The sequence below is a fragment of the Mesorhizobium sp. M0522 genome (assembly GCF_040321085.1).
In the GTDB taxonomy this organism is placed as follows: domain Bacteria; phylum Pseudomonadota; class Alphaproteobacteria; order Rhizobiales; family Rhizobiaceae; genus Mesorhizobium.
This window is the reverse complement of record NZ_JAMYQW010000035.1, coordinates 1-14346: the sequence shown is the minus strand read 5'-3', so window position 1 is coordinate 14346 and position 14346 is coordinate 1. Positions and strand designations below refer to the sequence as shown.

Annotated in this window: 18 protein-coding genes; 5 read left to right on the top strand and 13 right to left on the bottom strand. The window is 61.5% G+C overall.

Features of this window, described 5'->3' with window-relative positions; all coding sequences use genetic code 11:
* Positions 1 to 29: 29 nt before the first annotated feature.
* Positions 30 to 353 carry a TfoX/Sxy family protein gene (locus NKI58_RS28015; protein ID WP_352788489.1) on the bottom strand — a complete coding sequence of 108 codons (324 nt, stop codon included), beginning with the start codon at positions 351 to 353 and terminating at the stop codon, positions 30 to 32.
* Between the two features lie 90 nt (positions 354 to 443).
* Between NKI58_RS28015 and NKI58_RS28010 the strand changes: the two genes are divergently transcribed.
* Positions 444 to 941: a GFA family protein gene (locus NKI58_RS28010; protein WP_352788486.1), complete on the top strand. Its 498-nt coding sequence runs from the start codon at positions 444 to 446 to the stop codon at positions 939 to 941.
* Here the strand turns inward: NKI58_RS28010 and NKI58_RS28005 are convergent.
* Together NKI58_RS28005 and sufA are read right to left on the bottom strand one after the other, a co-directional pair.
* Complete coding sequence (locus NKI58_RS28005) at positions 938 to 1471, bottom strand: DUF2199 domain-containing protein (RefSeq protein WP_352788484.1); 534 nt, start codon at positions 1469 to 1471, stop codon at positions 938 to 940. The two genes, NKI58_RS28010 and NKI58_RS28005, sit on opposite strands and share 4 nt — an antisense overlap.
* Positions 1472 to 1482: 11 nt before the next feature.
* Positions 1483 to 1869 (bottom strand): Fe-S cluster assembly scaffold SufA, encoded by a 387-nt coding sequence (sufA, locus tag NKI58_RS28000; RefSeq protein WP_352474720.1) that lies wholly within the window; start codon positions 1867 to 1869, stop codon positions 1483 to 1485.
* 130 nt (positions 1870 to 1999) lie between these two features.
* Here sufA and NKI58_RS27995 point away from each other — a divergent pair, with 130 nt between their 5' ends.
* Positions 2000 to 2536 carry an STM3941 family protein gene (locus tag NKI58_RS27995; protein WP_352788481.1) on the top strand — a complete coding sequence of 179 codons (537 nt, stop codon included), beginning with the start codon at positions 2000 to 2002 and terminating at the stop codon, positions 2534 to 2536.
* A 2-nt stretch (positions 2537 to 2538) separates the two neighbouring features.
* On the opposite strand, the gene NKI58_RS27990 is transcribed toward NKI58_RS27995, so the two are convergent.
* The 7 genes from NKI58_RS27990 to NKI58_RS27960 all read right to left on the bottom strand — a co-directional run bounded on the left by NKI58_RS27990 (position 2539) and on the right by NKI58_RS27960 (position 9699).
* Positions 2539 to 2931: an SUF system Fe-S cluster assembly protein gene (locus NKI58_RS27990; RefSeq protein ID WP_352853980.1), complete on the bottom strand. Its 393-nt coding sequence runs from the start codon at positions 2929 to 2931 to the stop codon at positions 2539 to 2541.
* A 5-nt stretch (positions 2932 to 2936) separates the two neighbouring features.
* Complete coding sequence (locus NKI58_RS27985; RefSeq protein WP_352788477.1) at positions 2937 to 4178, bottom strand: cysteine desulfurase; 1242 nt, start codon at positions 4176 to 4178, stop codon at positions 2937 to 2939.
* A 178-nt stretch (positions 4179 to 4356) separates the two neighbouring features.
* Positions 4357 to 5628 carry a Fe-S cluster assembly protein SufD gene (gene sufD / locus NKI58_RS27980; protein ID WP_352590652.1) on the bottom strand — a complete coding sequence of 424 codons (1272 nt, stop codon included), beginning with the start codon at positions 5626 to 5628 and terminating at the stop codon, positions 4357 to 4359.
* Positions 5629 to 5653: 25 nt separating this feature from the next.
* Positions 5654 to 6409, bottom strand: coding sequence for a Fe-S cluster assembly ATPase SufC (sufC, locus tag NKI58_RS27975; RefSeq protein WP_352590649.1), 756 nt, complete (start codon positions 6407 to 6409; stop codon positions 5654 to 5656).
* Positions 6402 to 6818, bottom strand: a complete 417-nt coding sequence (locus NKI58_RS27970) for a hypothetical protein (RefSeq protein WP_352590646.1) — start codon at positions 6816 to 6818, stop codon at positions 6402 to 6404. The genes sufC and NKI58_RS27970 overlap by 8 nt, the downstream gene beginning before the upstream one ends.
* The gene (gene sufB, locus NKI58_RS27965; RefSeq protein WP_023674685.1) at positions 6815 to 8332 is read right to left on the bottom strand and encodes a Fe-S cluster assembly protein SufB; all 1518 of its coding nucleotides are present in this window, start codon (positions 8330 to 8332) and stop codon (positions 6815 to 6817) included. Before sufB ends, NKI58_RS27970 begins: the two co-directional genes overlap by 4 nt.
* Before the next feature lie 188 nt (positions 8333 to 8520).
* A complete protein-coding gene (locus NKI58_RS27960; RefSeq protein ID WP_023674684.1) occupies positions 8521 to 9699 on the bottom strand; it encodes a cysteine desulfurase family protein in 1179 nt (392 codons plus the stop codon).
* A 290-nt stretch (positions 9700 to 9989) separates the two neighbouring features.
* On the opposite strand from NKI58_RS27960, the gene NKI58_RS27955 reads away from it, so the two are divergent.
* Both NKI58_RS27955 and NKI58_RS27950 read left to right on the top strand, forming a co-directional pair.
* Positions 9990 to 10664, top strand: coding sequence for an alpha/beta hydrolase (locus NKI58_RS27955; RefSeq protein ID WP_023674683.1), 675 nt, complete (start codon positions 9990 to 9992; stop codon positions 10662 to 10664).
* A gap of 6 nt (positions 10665 to 10670) precedes the next feature.
* Entirely contained in the window at positions 10671 to 11321 is a 651-nt protein-coding gene (locus NKI58_RS27950) for an FMN-binding negative transcriptional regulator (protein ID WP_023674682.1), read from the top strand.
* 41 nt (positions 11322 to 11362) lie between these two features.
* Here the strand turns inward: NKI58_RS27950 and NKI58_RS27945 are convergent, their stop codons facing one another.
* Together NKI58_RS27945 and NKI58_RS27940 are read right to left on the bottom strand one after the other, a co-directional pair.
* Complete coding sequence (locus NKI58_RS27945; RefSeq protein ID WP_023674681.1) at positions 11363 to 11695, bottom strand: lipid-A-disaccharide synthase N-terminal domain-containing protein; 333 nt, start codon at positions 11693 to 11695, stop codon at positions 11363 to 11365.
* Positions 11688 to 12416, bottom strand: a complete 729-nt coding sequence (locus tag NKI58_RS27940; RefSeq protein ID WP_031211231.1) for a glycosyltransferase family 2 protein — start codon at positions 12414 to 12416, stop codon at positions 11688 to 11690. Before NKI58_RS27940 ends, NKI58_RS27945 begins: the two co-directional genes overlap by 8 nt.
* A 385-nt stretch (positions 12417 to 12801) precedes the next feature.
* Here NKI58_RS27940 and tyrS point away from each other — a divergent pair, with 385 nt between their 5' ends.
* Entirely contained in the window at positions 12802 to 14055 is a 1254-nt protein-coding gene (gene tyrS / locus NKI58_RS27935; protein WP_023674679.1) for a tyrosine--tRNA ligase, read from the top strand.
* Positions 14056 to 14149: 94 nt separating this feature from the next.
* Here the strand turns inward: tyrS and NKI58_RS27930 are convergent.
* A partial coding sequence (locus tag NKI58_RS27930) for a hypothetical protein (RefSeq protein WP_352853979.1) occupies positions 14150 to 14346 on the bottom strand: 197 nt, incomplete at its 5' end.

Below are 14346 nucleotides of genomic sequence, written 5' to 3'. Positions count from 1 at the left end.
GGCCCGGAATTGCCAAAGCATGACGCAGCCTATTTTCCGGCGCGCCGTCCTGCCTCGTAGGCGCGGCGCGCCCAGATCACCATCTCGTCGGGATCGTCGAATGCGCTGTCGGGAACGCTCCAATAGGGCATCGACACGAGCTTGCCGTGGCGCGAGCCGGTATAGGTCCATTGCCGGCAGCCGGCCGCTTCGAAATCCGGTGCGCTTTCGGCGTCGGCCTTCAGCATCAATTCGCCACGGATGACGATGGCGACGATGACGCCGTCGAAATAGATGCCCTTGCCGCCGAACAGCTTGCGGATGCTGACCGGGCCGAGGCCTTCGAAAAGCTCTTCTATGCGCTCGTTGTCCATGCGGCGATCATGTCACCCGGATTTCCCCTTGTCATCGACGCAACCGGCACCATCCTGACAAGTTCAGAATCAATTTCGTCGGAGTTTTTCATGCCGCTTCTGCTCAAAGGGTCCTGCCGGTGCAATGCCGTGCGTTTCGAGGTGGAAAGCCACACGCCGGTGCCGTTCATGCTGTGCTACTGCTCGATCTGCCGCAAGCAGCAGGGCGGCGGCGGTTTCGCCATCAATCTCGGCGCCGATTACAAGACGCTGAAAATCCAGGGCAAGCGCCATCTCGGCGTCTACCGCGCCGAGATCGAGGACGACGAGCACCCGCAACGCGAGATCTCGACGGGCGAGCGGAACTTCTGCACGAAATGCGGGACGGCACTCTGGCTCTACGATCCGACCTGGCCGGAGCTGGTGCATCCGTTTGCCTCGGCGATCGACACAGACCTGCCAAAGCCGCCGGAGAAGGTGCATCTGATGCTGAAATACAAGGCGAACTGGGTCGAGCCCGACATCGGCAAGGGCGACAAGGTTTTCGATGTCTACCCGGAGGAGTCGATCGCAGACTGGCACAAGCGAACGGGGATGTGGGTGGATTAGCTGCTCCCGGCCTTAGGTCGGTGCGTGAGAGCCACCCAGCGCTCTATCTGCGCCACATCCACCCCACTGCGTTGGGCCGCAACCAAGGGATGATCTGCATCATGCAGAAACACCTTCGGACGCTGATCACCGGGCTGAAATACAACATTGGCATGCAGATGCAACGAGCCTGGATACTCAGGAATGTTGTGCATCAGGTATCCAAAACAGAGTTCTTCTTCATACTGGCCACTGTCATATCCATCTCGGTATAGATCCAAGCTTTTTTCCGAGACCGACATCCATACGCCGAAACAGAACTCGCTGGATAGCTGAGGCACTGGCAGAGGCAGCAAGCAACGAACAAACCGATCGGTTACCCCCGACGCACGGCGCACCTCGCAGAAATCTTCATTCTTACGAAAGGTCGCTCGAGCGGCATCGTCAAGCGTGTCCGTGTCCACGGGCGCACCGAACGCCATATCTGTTGGAAGCCCGGTATATTCCTGACCGCAACAGGCACACCGCCAGCGATATGCCTCGGCACTCATCACCAGTGACGCTAAGCCGCGCTTGCTTCGCGTGCTTCGGCCAGTGCCTTCAGATCGGCCGGCTTCAATTCGACCGATTCGCCGCAGCCGCAGGCCGAGCTCTGGTTCGGGTTGCGGAAGGTGAAGCCGGTGCGCAAAGTCGTCTGCTCGAAATCCATCTCGGTGCCGAACAGGAAAAGTGCCGCCTCCGGCGCGACATAGACATGGGCGCCATCGCGCTCGATATGGTCGTCCTTGGTGTTCGGCTCGGTCACCAGATCGACCGTATATTCCATGCCGGCGCAGCCGCCCTTCTTGATGCCAAGGCGAATGCCATGGGCATTCTCACGGGTCGCAACGATCTCGCGCACCCGGTCGGCGGCCTTTTCGGTCATGGTGATGACGGCAAAGCGTCCCATATCGTTCTCCACTTTCACGCGGGTTCAAGGCCTGCGGATCATTCTCGCCTAAGATGGTGAAGTTTTCTGCTCACTGCAACCAATTTGGATGTAATTTCAGTTGGCGACAATCGAACTATGGCGAAACTGAATGCCGCTTGACACCAATCGAACAGTTGAATTTCGGTCATCTCCTGCTCGGCTCAGCCTGGTTGCCGCTTTATCAGTGGCAATGGCAACTTTAGGCATTGCAATTGGATGGCGCCTAGTGCCGAATATCGCTCCAAGTAGCTTCAGGCAATTTCTCGGTTGGATAACGGCCATATCGTTCACCGGCACTTTTGTGATCGCTGTGGGGCGTCTTTTCGATTTGAAACGGCCGACGCTAGTTTTGTCGCCTAAGGGCTTTTGGGACGTCCGCCTGTCAGCAGAGTTCATTCCATGGAGTGTCGTCAAGCACATTTCTGAGCGGAGTTACCGGCGACAAAAGTTCCTTTTGGTAGAAGTCCTAGAGAGCGTCTGGCAGAGCCCGTCTTTGACCAAAATGGCGCGCTGGAGTCGGGGTCCCAATAGAGCGATGGATCTAGACGCAATGTGTATTGGCACGGGAGACCTCGACGTCAAGTTTGACGAGCTGTTCTCAGCGATCACGGCTTATGCCCAAACATACGGCGCCAAGGTCGACTAAGTTCAATACCACCCAACCGCCACCTGTGCCTCTTCCGACATTCGGTCGGGCGACCAGGGCGGGTCGAAGGTCATGTTAACCTCGACGCCGGAAACGCCTTCGACGGCGCCGACGGCGTTTTCGACCCAGCCCGGCATTTCGCCGGCCACCGGGCAGGCCGGCGCGGTCAGCGTCATGTCGATCTTGACCGAGCGGTCGTCCTCGATATCGATCTTGTAGACCAGGCCGAGCTCATAGATGTCGGCCGGGATTTCCGGGTCATAGACCGTCTTCAGCGCCGAGACGATGTCGTCGGTCAGCCGCGCCAATTCGTCGGCGGGAATAGCCGATCCGGAAACCGCCGCATTGGTGGCCGTTTCGGAAGTGGTCTCGGCGGTATGGCTGGCATCATCCATGATCGTCACCCGAAGAACTTTCGCGCCTTTTCCAGCGCATCGGCCAAAGCATCGACTTCGGCCCTGGTATTGTACATGCCGAACGACGCCCTGCATGTGGATGTTACGCCGAAGCGTTTCAACAGCGGCTGGGCGCAATGCGTGCCGGCGCGGACCGCCACGCCCTGCCGGTCGATGACCATCGACACGTCATGGGCGTGGATGCCCTGCAGCTCGAACGAGATGATGGCGCCCTTGCCGGGCGCATCGCCGAAGATGCGCAGTGAATTGATGGCGCGCAGTTTTTGATGCGCATAATCCTTCAGATCGGCCTCGTGCGCGGCGATGCCCTCGCGGCCGATCTTTTCCATGTATTCGAGCGCAGCACCCAGCCCGATCGCCTGGACGATCGGCGGCGTGCCGGCCTCGAAACGGTGCGGCGGATCGTTGTAGGTGACGATATCTTGCGTCACCTCCTCGATCATTTCGCCACCGCCCATGAACGGGCGCATGCGCTCCAGAATATCCTTCTTGCCGTAGAGCACGCCGATGCCCGACGGGCCATAGACCTTGTGGCCGGTGAAGACGAAGAAATCGCAGTCGAGATCCTGCACGTCGATCGGCATGTGCACGGCGCTCTGGCTGCCGTCGACCAGCACCGGAATGCCGCGCGCATGAGCGATGCGCACGATCTCCTTGATCGGCGTCACCGTGCCCAGTGCATTCGACATGTGGGTGATGGCGACGAGCCTGGTGCGGTCGGTCAGCCGTTTCTCGAATTCCTCGATATGGAAGACGCCGAGATCGTCGACCGGTACCCAGACCAGCTTGGCGCCCTGCCGCTCGCGGATGAAATGCCACGGCACGATGTTGGAATGATGCTCCATAATCGAGAGCACGATCTCGTCGCCTTCGCCGATGTTCGGCATGCCGAAACCATAGGCGACCGTGTTGATCGCCGCCGTGGTGTTCGAGGTGAAGACGATGTTGTCGGTGCTCGGCGCATTGAGGAAACGGCGCACCGTCTCGCGCGCCTTCTCATAGGCGTCGGTCGCGGCATTCGACAGGAAATGCAGGCCGCGATGGACGTTGGCGTATTCCTGGGAATAGGCGTGCTGGATAACGTCGAGCACGGCCTGTGGCTTCTGCGCCGAGGCGCCATTGTCGAGATAGACCAGCGGTTTGCCGTAGACTTGCCGCGACAGGATCGGGAAGTCGCGGCGGATCGCCTCGACGTCGTAGGGGATGTTTTCGACTTTCTGGTCCATCACAACTCTCTCGAGGCACCGCCTCATTCCGTCCAGCACCCCTCATCCGACCGAGCTTCGCTCGGCCACCTTCTCCCACAAGGGGAGAAGGAAGAGCGCCTCTCCTTCTCCCCTTGTGGGAGAAGGTGGCGCCGAAGGCGACGGATGAGGGGTGTTGGCACCAACCCCTCAGTCACCTCTACCCGTGCGTCAAAAACCAATCGTCGAGCCGTGCTTCGAGCGCCTCGACGATTGCCTCGTCGTCCAGTTCCTCGATTACCTCGGCGACGAAGGCCTTGACCAGCAAGCCGCGCGCGGTCTTCTCGTCGACGCCGCGCGCCATCAGGTAAAACAGATGGCTGTGGTCGATCTCGGTGACGGTCGCCCCATGGCCGCAGACGACGTCGTCGGCGAAGATTTCGAGTTCCGGCTTGGTCGAGAACTCGCCGTCGTCCGACAGAAGCAGCGTGTTGCAGGCCATCTTGGCGTTGGTCTTCTGCGCATATTGATGGACGTTGATGCGGCCCTGGAAGACGCCGCGCGCCTTGCCGGTCACCACATTGCGGATGACTTCAGTCGAGGCCGTATGCGGCACGGCGTGGTCGAGCACCATGGTGACGTCGGTATGGGTGTCGCCGGCGAGCAGATTGATGCCGCGCAGGGTGAATTCGGCGCCCTCGCCGGTCGTCTTCACAACGACCTCCTGGCGCACCAGCTTGCCGCCGGCATTCATGACGAACAGCGTCAGCTTCGAACTCTTGCCGAGATGCGCCTTGAACTGGGCAAGGTGCGTCGCCGTATCCGGCTGCTCCTGCACGATGAGCCATGTCACCTCGGCGCCCTCGCCAAGCACAAGCTGGCTGACCGAACTGACCAGCGCCGCCTCCTCGCCTGCCTGGCGTTCGACGATGACAGCGTTGGCACCGGCACCGACGCGGACGGCCAGGCGTACATGCGTCTGTCCACCGGCCTGCAAATTCTGCAATTCGAGCGGCTTGTCCATTTGGGCCCCGTCGGCGATGTCGACGAAATAGCCGTCGGCGACAAAGGCGGTGTTGAGCGCGCCGATGGCGTCGTCGCTGCCATAGGAATCCAGCCCCGGGGCGATGCTGCCGTCGGTCAGCTTCTCCGACAGGCGCTGTACCGTGACGCCCTCGACAGCAGCCCATTTCGCGCTCGAAACGCCGTTCAGCACCGGCAAAACCGAGGAGCCTTCGACGATCGGCGCAATGGCTTTCGCAACCGCTGCCGGATCGAAGTCCGGCACCGAGGTCAGCAGCCGGCGCAGGTCCGTATAGTGCCAGGATTCGATGCGCCGCGTCGGCAGGCCGCCCTTGATCGCCTCGATGGCGTCGTCGCGCTTCAGCATCACCGCGCCGTCACCGGGCAGCAGCGACAGCCGCTCGCCAAAGGCGTCGATCAGCGCCGTTTCGGCTAATGTCCGCTGGGGTGTTGTCGTGTGCATATTCATCAGTTTCGTCCTGCCTTCCGGCATCTCACGCGGCTTGCCCGATCACGCCGGCATAGCCATTGGCCTCGAGGTCGAGCGCCAGCGACTTGTCGCCCGACTTGATCACCTGACCCCTGTAGAGCACGTGCACCGTATCCGGCACGATGTATTGGAGCAGGCGCTGGTAGTGGGTGATGACGACGATGGCGCGGTCCGGCGAGCGCAGCGTGTTGACGCCGTCCGCGACGATCTTCAGCGCGTCGATATCGAGACCGGAATCGGTCTCGTCGAGCACGCAGAGCTTTGGTTCCAGCAGCTTCATCTGCAGGATCTCGGCACGCTTCTTCTCGCCGCCGGAAAAGCCGACATTGAGCGGCCGCTTCAGCATCGCCATGTCCATGTTGAGCGAGGCGGCCGCTTCCTTCACGCGCTTGAGGAATTCCGGGATTTTCAGCGGCTCCTGGCCGCGCGCCTTGCGCTGCTCGTTCATCGCCACCTTCAAAAATTCCATCGTCGCCACGCCCGGTATCTCCATCGGATACTGGAAGGCGAGAAAGATGCCGGCGGTGGCGCGCTCGGCCGGATCCATTTCGAGGATCGACTGGCCGTTGTAGAGGATGTCGCCATCGGTGACCTCATAGTCCTCGCGGCCGGCGAGGATATAGGACAGCGTCGATTTCCCCGAGCCGTTCGGGCCCATGATGGCGGCGACCTCGCCAGCCCTGACCGTCAGGTTCAGGCCGCGGATGATCTCGGTGCCGTCATCGACGATGCGGGCATGCAGGTTTCTGATTTCAAGCATTCTCTTGCTCTATCGTTCCGTTAACTACATATCGCCGAGCTAGGGCAACGGCGACGTCGCTTTCAAGTTCAGGTGCCAAGTCAAATCGCATACTTCCGTCCTCGACGGCGTCGGCGGGATTCGGCCACCTGGTGATTTCAAAAATCTCAGGGCCGTAGACTGTGATCATCAACTCCGTGCCGTCTTCGCGCCCAGCGCTAATTCGGTTGGCTTCGACTTCGATACTGACGACAACTTTGCTTTCGGCAGCAAAGCTTCGAAGGTAGTTCCCGAGCGACGTTGCCAATTCTCCGCAAATCTGCTCATCGAGGTCGGCCCGATAGTTGTCGGGTAGCTCACCAGAATGCCTGTCAAACTGGTGAACGCGTGCGACCAACGGCGGACCGTTCTCTGCCTCATCGTCACTCACCCCACGCTCCCCTCGAGGCTGATGCCGATCAGCTTCTGCGCCTCGACGGCGAATTCCATCGGCAGCTGCTGGATGACGTCCTTGACGAAGCCGTTGACGATCAGCGCGATCGCCTCTTCTTCCGGGATGCCGCGCTGCATGACGTAGAACTTCTGGTCCTCGGAAATCTTCGAGGTGGTCGCCTCATGCTCGAACTGAGCGGTCGAGTTCTTGGCTTCCATGTAGGGCACGGTGTGCGCGCCGCACTGGTCACCGATCAGCAGGGAATCGCAATTGGTGAAGTTGCGGGCGTTGGTCGCCTTGCGGTGCGCCGAGACCTGGCCGCGATAGGTGTTCTGCGAGAAGCCGGCAGCGATGCCCTTGGAGATGATGCGGCTCGACGTGTTCTTGCCGAGGTGGATCATCTTGGTGCCGCTGTCGACCTGCTGATAGCCGTTCGAGACGGCGATCGAATAGAACTCGCCGCTGGAATCGTCGCCGCGCAGGATACAGCTCGGATATTTCCAGGTGATCGCCGAGCCGGTCTCGACCTGCGTCCACGAAATCTTCGAGCGATGGCCGCGGCAGTCGCCGCGCTTGGTGACGAAATTATAGATACCGCCCTTGCCCTCGGCGTCGCCGGGATACCAGTTCTGCACCGTCGAATATTTGATCTCGGCATCATCGAGCGCGATCAGCTCGACCACCGCGGCATGAAGCTGATTCTCGTCGCGTTGCGGCGCCGTGCAGCCTTCGAGATAGGAGACGTAAGCCCCCTCCTCGGCGATGATCAGCGTGCGCTCGAACTGGCCGGTGTTCTTCTCGTTCATGCGGAAATAGGTCGACAATTCCATCGGGCAGCGCACGCCCTTGGGCACGAAGACGAACGAACCGTCGGTGAACACCGCCGAATTCAGCGTCGCGTAGAAATTGTCGGAGGTCGGCACGACCGAGCCGAGATACTTCTTCACCAGCTCCGGATGCTCGCGGATGGCTTCCGAGATCGAGCAGAAGATGACGCCGGCCTGCGCCAGTTCCTTCTTGAAAGTGGTGACGACGGAGACGGAATCGAACACCGCATCGACGGCGACGCGGCCCGACTTGTAGACGTTGTCGCTGGCTTCCTCGAGCTCCGACGCATCGGTCTTCTGCACGCCGGCGAGGATTTCCTGTTCCCTGAGCGGAATGCCGAGCTTCTCATAGACCTTCAGCAGTTCGGGATCGACCTCGCTGAGCGAAGTCGGCCCCGGCGTGCTCTTGGGCGCGGCGTAATAGTGGAGGTCCTGGAAATCGATTTTGGGATAGTGGACGCGCGCCCATTTCGGCTCGTCCAGCGTCAGCCAGCGGCGATAGGCTTCCAGGCGCCATTCCAGCATCCAGGACGGCTCGTCCTTCTTCGCCGAAATGAAGCGGATAATGTCTTCGCTCAGGCCCTTGGGGGCCTTGTCCATCGCGATTTCGGTCTGGAATCCGTATTTATACTGGTCGACATCGATCTTTCGAACTCGATCGATCGTCTCCTGCACAGCAGGCATCAGCGTTCTCCATCCACGCCGGGGTCAAGGCCCGGCAGTTTTCAAACTATGGCACCGCAAACGAGCACCCATCAGGCACCGGAGGCGGCGTAAGTTTCATATAGTGCGTTCATGCCGGAAATTCACCCGGCCAAATGCGAACGCACGGCTCTACCAGGCCGCAAGGCCCTAAATTTCGTCTGCCGCGCTCAGGCGGCTCGTTCCCTGCTTGCCTTTTCCTTACCGGCTTGGCGCGCGACGATCGTCGCCAGCGCCGAACGGAACAGCTCGATATCTTCAGCGCTGGTCGCGTGGCCGACGGACACGCGCAACGCGCCGAGGCCGTCACCATAACCCATGGCTTTCAGCACGTGACTCGGCCCTACTTTGCCCGACGAACAGGCCGATCCAGCCGACAGCGCCACACCGGCCAGGTCGAAGGCAATCTGCGCTGTCTCGGCCTTGATGTCGGCAATAGCGAAGAATGTCGTATTGGCAAGCCTTAGCGCGCCGGTCCCGAAGATTTCCGCGTCCGGAACCAGCGTTTTCACGATCGCCTCGATTTCGTCGCGACGCTGCCGCACCGCTTCGATCGTTTGCAAGCCGGCAAGCGCCTCACGCGCCGCCACGCCAAACCCGGCAATCGCCGCCAGGTTTTCGGTGCCGCCGCGATGGCCCTTTTCCTGGCCGCCGCCGCTGACCAGCGGTTTTGGCATCATCAGGTCCGACGCCGCGACAATGGCGCCGACGCCCTTGGGTCCGCCGATCTTGTGTGAGGAGAGGATCAGATAGTCTGCGTAACCCGCTGACATATCGAGCGGAATGCGGCCGGTCGCCTGCACGGCATCGACCACCAGGATGCCACCCGCCGCCTTGACGATTTCGGCAATGCGGCCGACCGGCTGGATCACGCCGGTTTCATTGTTGGCAGCGTGGATGGCCACCAGCGGCAAGCCTTCGGCCTTGTCATGCTGGACGAGAGCCTCGGCCAAAACGTCGAGCCTGACGACGCCGTCGGCGTCGACGCCGATCCGTGTCACCTGCGCTGCTGGGAAGCGCCCGCCGTTCAGCAGGCAAGGATGATCGGCCTCGGACACATAGAGCCGGCTCATACGGACAGCACCGCGCCCCATCTGCCAGTCCGGCGTCAGCAGCGTCGAGGCCGCTTCCGTCGCGCCGGAGGTGAATACGACATGCTCGGCTTTGGCGCTGACCAGTCGAGCCACGTCGCGCCTGGCGTCCTCGATCAGCCGCCGTGCAGCGCGGCCCTCGGCATGGACCGAGGATGGGTTGGCGGCGACGTCGAGCGCAGCGACCACGGCCGCGCGCGCCGAGGCAAGCAGCGGCACGCTGGCGTTGTAGTCGAGATAGGCGCGTGCTCCGGCCATTTCCGTCCAACTGGTCCCTTCAAAAGCCGTTCCGCGAAGATAGCGCGTTATTTCCTTGAAATTGCAAGGCAAGACGTCCTATTTACGCGGCTTGCGGCGCGGGTGGCCGAGACACAATTTTTGGCCGCCCAGTTTTGAACAATTCTAAACTAGCTTCTAGAAAGACCCTCGCCCTGCGTCAAGGCCTAGGGAAGACTGGGGCCTAGGGAAGACTGGGGCCAGAGGAAGACTGGGGCCAGAGGAAGAGTTGTTCCGGGCGCCGCGCAAATTTATACCAAGTGGAGTATTTCATGCCTGAGGTCATTTTCACCGGTCCGGCCGGCCGTCTGGAGGGTCGCTATCAGCCCTCGAAGGAAAAGAGCGCGCCGATTGCCATCGTCCTGCACCCGCACCCCCAGTTCGGCGGGACGATGAACAACAAGATCGTCTACGACCTCTTCTACATGTTCCAGAAGCGCAATTTCACCACGCTGCGCTTCAATTTCCGCGGCATCGGCCGCAGCCAGGGCGAGTTCGACCACGGCACCGGCGAATTGTCCGACGCCGCCGCGGCGCTCGACTGGGTGCAGTCGCTGCATCCGGATTCCAAGAGCTGCTGGGTTGCCGGCTATTCGTTCGGCTCGTGGATCGGCATGCAGCTTCTGATGCGCCGGCCGGAGATCGAGGGCTTCATCTCGGTCGCGCCGCAGCCCAATACCTATGATTTCTCGTTCCTGGCGCCATGCCCGTCGTCCGGCCTGATCATCCACGGCGACGCCGACAAGGTCGCGCCGCCCAAGGACGTGCAGGGGCTGGTCGACAAGCTGCACACGCAAAAGGGCATTACCATCACCCAGAAGACCTTGCCCGGCGCCAACCATTTCTTTGCCAACCATGCGGAGCTTCTGATCGAGGAATGCGCCGACTACCTCGATCGCCGGCTGGCCGGGGAATTGTCCGACCCACGGCCGAAGCGGCTGAGATAATCGGCGATGTACCAACCGCCTCACTTCCAGGAAACACGGCAGGACGTCCTGCACGGGCTGATCCGGGCGCATCCGCTTGGCCTGCTGGTGTCGAACGGCGTCGAGGGGCCGGTCGCCAACGCGATTCCCTTTCTTCTAGACGCGGATGTGCCACCGAACGGCAGGCTCCGCGCCCATTTGGCCAAGGCCAATCCGCAATGGCGGCTTTTGGCCGACAATCCCCTGGCGCGGGTGCTGGTCGTCTTCCAGGGCGCCGATGCCTATGTGACGCCGTCCTGGTACGAGACCAAGCGTGAAACCGGCAAGGTGGTACCGACCTGGAACTACGCCATCGTCCAGGTGCGCGGCATCGTCACGGTGATCGAAGACCAGGATTGGCTGGCCGAGCAGATTTCCGATCTGACGATGTCGCAGGAGGGCAGCCGCTCGGCGCCGTGGGCGGTGACCGACGCGCCGGCACCCTTCATCCAGTCGCAGATCAAAGGCATCGTCGGCCTAGAGATCGAAATCACCGAAATCAGCGGCAAATGGAAAGTCAGCCAGAACCGCCCGGCCGCCGACCGCGTCGGTGTCGCCGAGGGGCTCGAGAGCGAGACTGCCGATTCGGCCGATATGGTCCGGCTGGTAAGGTCCTACGGCGGGCTGGACGGCCAGTAATCTGGATTGCTTGCTCGACCGGTTTCAGGCCGGTCGAGGGCTCAATCGACCTTCGTCATCGCCGCCTTGCGCTCGTTGGCGATCAGCCAGAGATTGCGGATATAGATCAACAGGCCCATGGCCTGGCCGGCGATGAACACCGGATCCTGACGCTGGATGGCGTAGATCAGCAGCAGGCCGCCGCCGAACAGCGAAAAGAACCAGAAGGCGATCGGCACGACGCTGCGCTTGGCCTTTTCCGACGCCACCCACTGCACCAGAAAGCGCATGGTGAAGAAGAACTGGGCGACGAAGCCGAGCAGAACCCAGGCATCGAATTGCTTGACGAAAACATCGTGAAGCCAGGTCGCCAATTCCTGAAGCACGTTACCCATGCCTGATTTCCTCTACTTTGGGCATTCTGCGGCGCCTGCGGCGCAGCCACCAGACGCCGGCAAGATCAAGCACGCCCTGCAGGCCGCGATCGAAGATGCCGTAATTCGATTTGCCGTGACGGCGGGAGCGATCGACGACGTCGCAATGGACGACGCGGTAGCCCTCCTGGATGACCAGCGCCGGAACAAAGCGGTGGGTGCCGTCGAAGAACGGCAATTTCCTCAAAATGTCGGTATGGATCGCCTTGAGGCCGCAGCCGGTATCCCGCGTCTCGTCGTGCAGGATGGCCTTTCTCAGCCCGTTGGCGAAACGCGACGCCAGCTGCTTGATCTTGCTGTCGCGGCGCTTCAGACGCTGTCCCTGCGCGGCCCCGACATCGGGACCAGCCTGCCGCAGCGCGTCTATCAACACTGGGATATAACCGGGGTCGTTCTGGCCGTCGCCGTCGATGGTGGCGACGATATCGCCGCGCGCCGCCCAGGCGCCCGAACGCACCGAGAGCGACTGGCCAGCGGATTTCTGATGCCTGAGATGGCGCAGCGGAAACCGGCGAAGCGCTGCTTGTGCGGCAAGCACCGAAGGCGTGTCGTCGGTCGAGCCATCGTCGACGACGATGACCTCGAAGTCGCGCCCGGCCATCGCGGCGCCGATCTCGTCGAGCAGAAGCGGCAGGTTCGCCGCCTCGTTCCGGCAAGGAATGACGATGGATATCTCCGGCATCTCGACTCTGTCATAGGATATGGCATTCGATCGATGCCGTGCGGTCCAGCGGATGAGACCCGTTGGCGGCGCCTCATTACGCCAGCCGAAACGATGACGCAAGCAGGCCGCACGCTTGGGGTTCTCCCTTCTCCCCTTGTGGGAGAAGGTGGCCGCGCGAAGCGCGGTCGGATGAGGGGTGTTTCAGCTTGGCAACGACGGCACTCCGTCCAACACCCCTCAACCGTCTTGGCGCTGCGCGCCAATCCACCTTCTCCCACAAGGGGAGAAGGCAAGAGGGTGTCGCAAAACCGGATTCCACTTTTGCTGATCGCGCTTGAGTGCTAAACGCCCGCCTTCATGCATAGCCGAACCGCGTTCGGCCGGAAGCTTTTCGGGAAAGAAAATGTCCGCCTTCAAATCCGATTTCCTGCGCACGATGAGCGAGCGCGGTTTCATCCACCAGACCTCGGACGATGCCGGCCTCGACCAGCTTTTCGCCACGGAAACGGTGAGCGCCTATATCGGCTTCGACGCCACCGCCAGGAGCCTGCATGCCGGGTCGCTGATCCAGATCATGATGCTTTACTGGCTGCAGCAGACCGGCCACCGGCCAATCGCGCTGATGGGCGGCGGCACCTCGATGATCGGCGATCCGTCGTTCAAGGACGAGGCGCGCAAGCTTTTGACGCCGCAGGACATCGAGGACAATCTCGCCGGCATCCGCCGCAACTTCACGCCCTACCTCAAATTCGGCAGCGGCCCGAACGACGCCGTCATGATCAACAATGCCGACTGGCTGATGGACATCAACTACGTCAATTTCCTGCGCGATGTCGGCCGGCATTTTTCGGTCAACCGAATGCTGGCCTTCGATTCAGTCAAGCTCCGGCTGGACCGCGAGCAGTCGCTGTCGTTCCTCGAATTCAACTACATGATCCTGCAGGCCTATGACTTCGTCGAGCTCTACAAGCGTCTCGGCTGCCGGCTGCAGATGGGCGGCTCCGACCAGTGGGGCAACATCGTCAACGGCATCGATCTCGGCCATCGCATGGAAGGCGCGCAGCTTTATGCGCTGACGACGCCGCTGCTCACCACCTCCTCCGGCGCCAAGATGGGCAAGTCGGCCTCGGGCGCGGTCTGGCTCGATGCGGAGATGCTGAGCCCGTACGACTTCTGGCAATACTGGCGCAACACCGAGGATGCCGATGTCGGCCGTTTCCTGAAGCTCTACACGACCCTGCCACTCGCCGAGGTCGCACGCCTCGAACGGCTCGGCGGCTCGGAGATCAACGAAGCCAAGAAGATCCTCGCCACCGAAATCACCGCCATGCTGCATGGCCGCGAGGCGGCAGAGGAGGCCAGCGAAACGGCGCGTAAGACGTTCGAAGAAGGGGCGCTCGCCGAAACACTGCCAACCGTCGAGGTGGGCAGGGCCGACCTTGAAGCCGGCGTCGGCCTATTGTCGCTGTTCGTCACCGCCGGGCTGGCTGGGTCCAACGGCGAGGCACGGCGGCATATCCAGGGCGGCGCCGTGCGCCTCAACGACCAGCCAGTTTCCGACGATCGCAGGATGGTGACGCTGCAGGACCTTGGCCCGGAAAACGTCGCGAAACTGTCGCTCGGCAAGAAGAAACACGTTCTGGTGCGGCCGGTCTGACCAGGGCCCGGCACTTCCTGTTAGATCTTTTCCGAAACCGGTTTCATCTTGCGGCGCTGACCTTCGGTTCGGAATCACCGCCGAGGTTAATCAGCTAGCTCCCGAGAATGGCCGAGATGCCATTCGTCTCATCGATCGGAACGAGCAGGTAGCGCAAATAGCGGACGTTCTGCGGCGCTTCGATGAACGTCTTGTTCGGGGCCGAAGAACGAACCCGCTGCGCGGGATGGGCGCGTGGGGTGAGGTAGAGTTCACGAACCGAACGTCGCGCTCGCATTGAGGGTGGTTCGG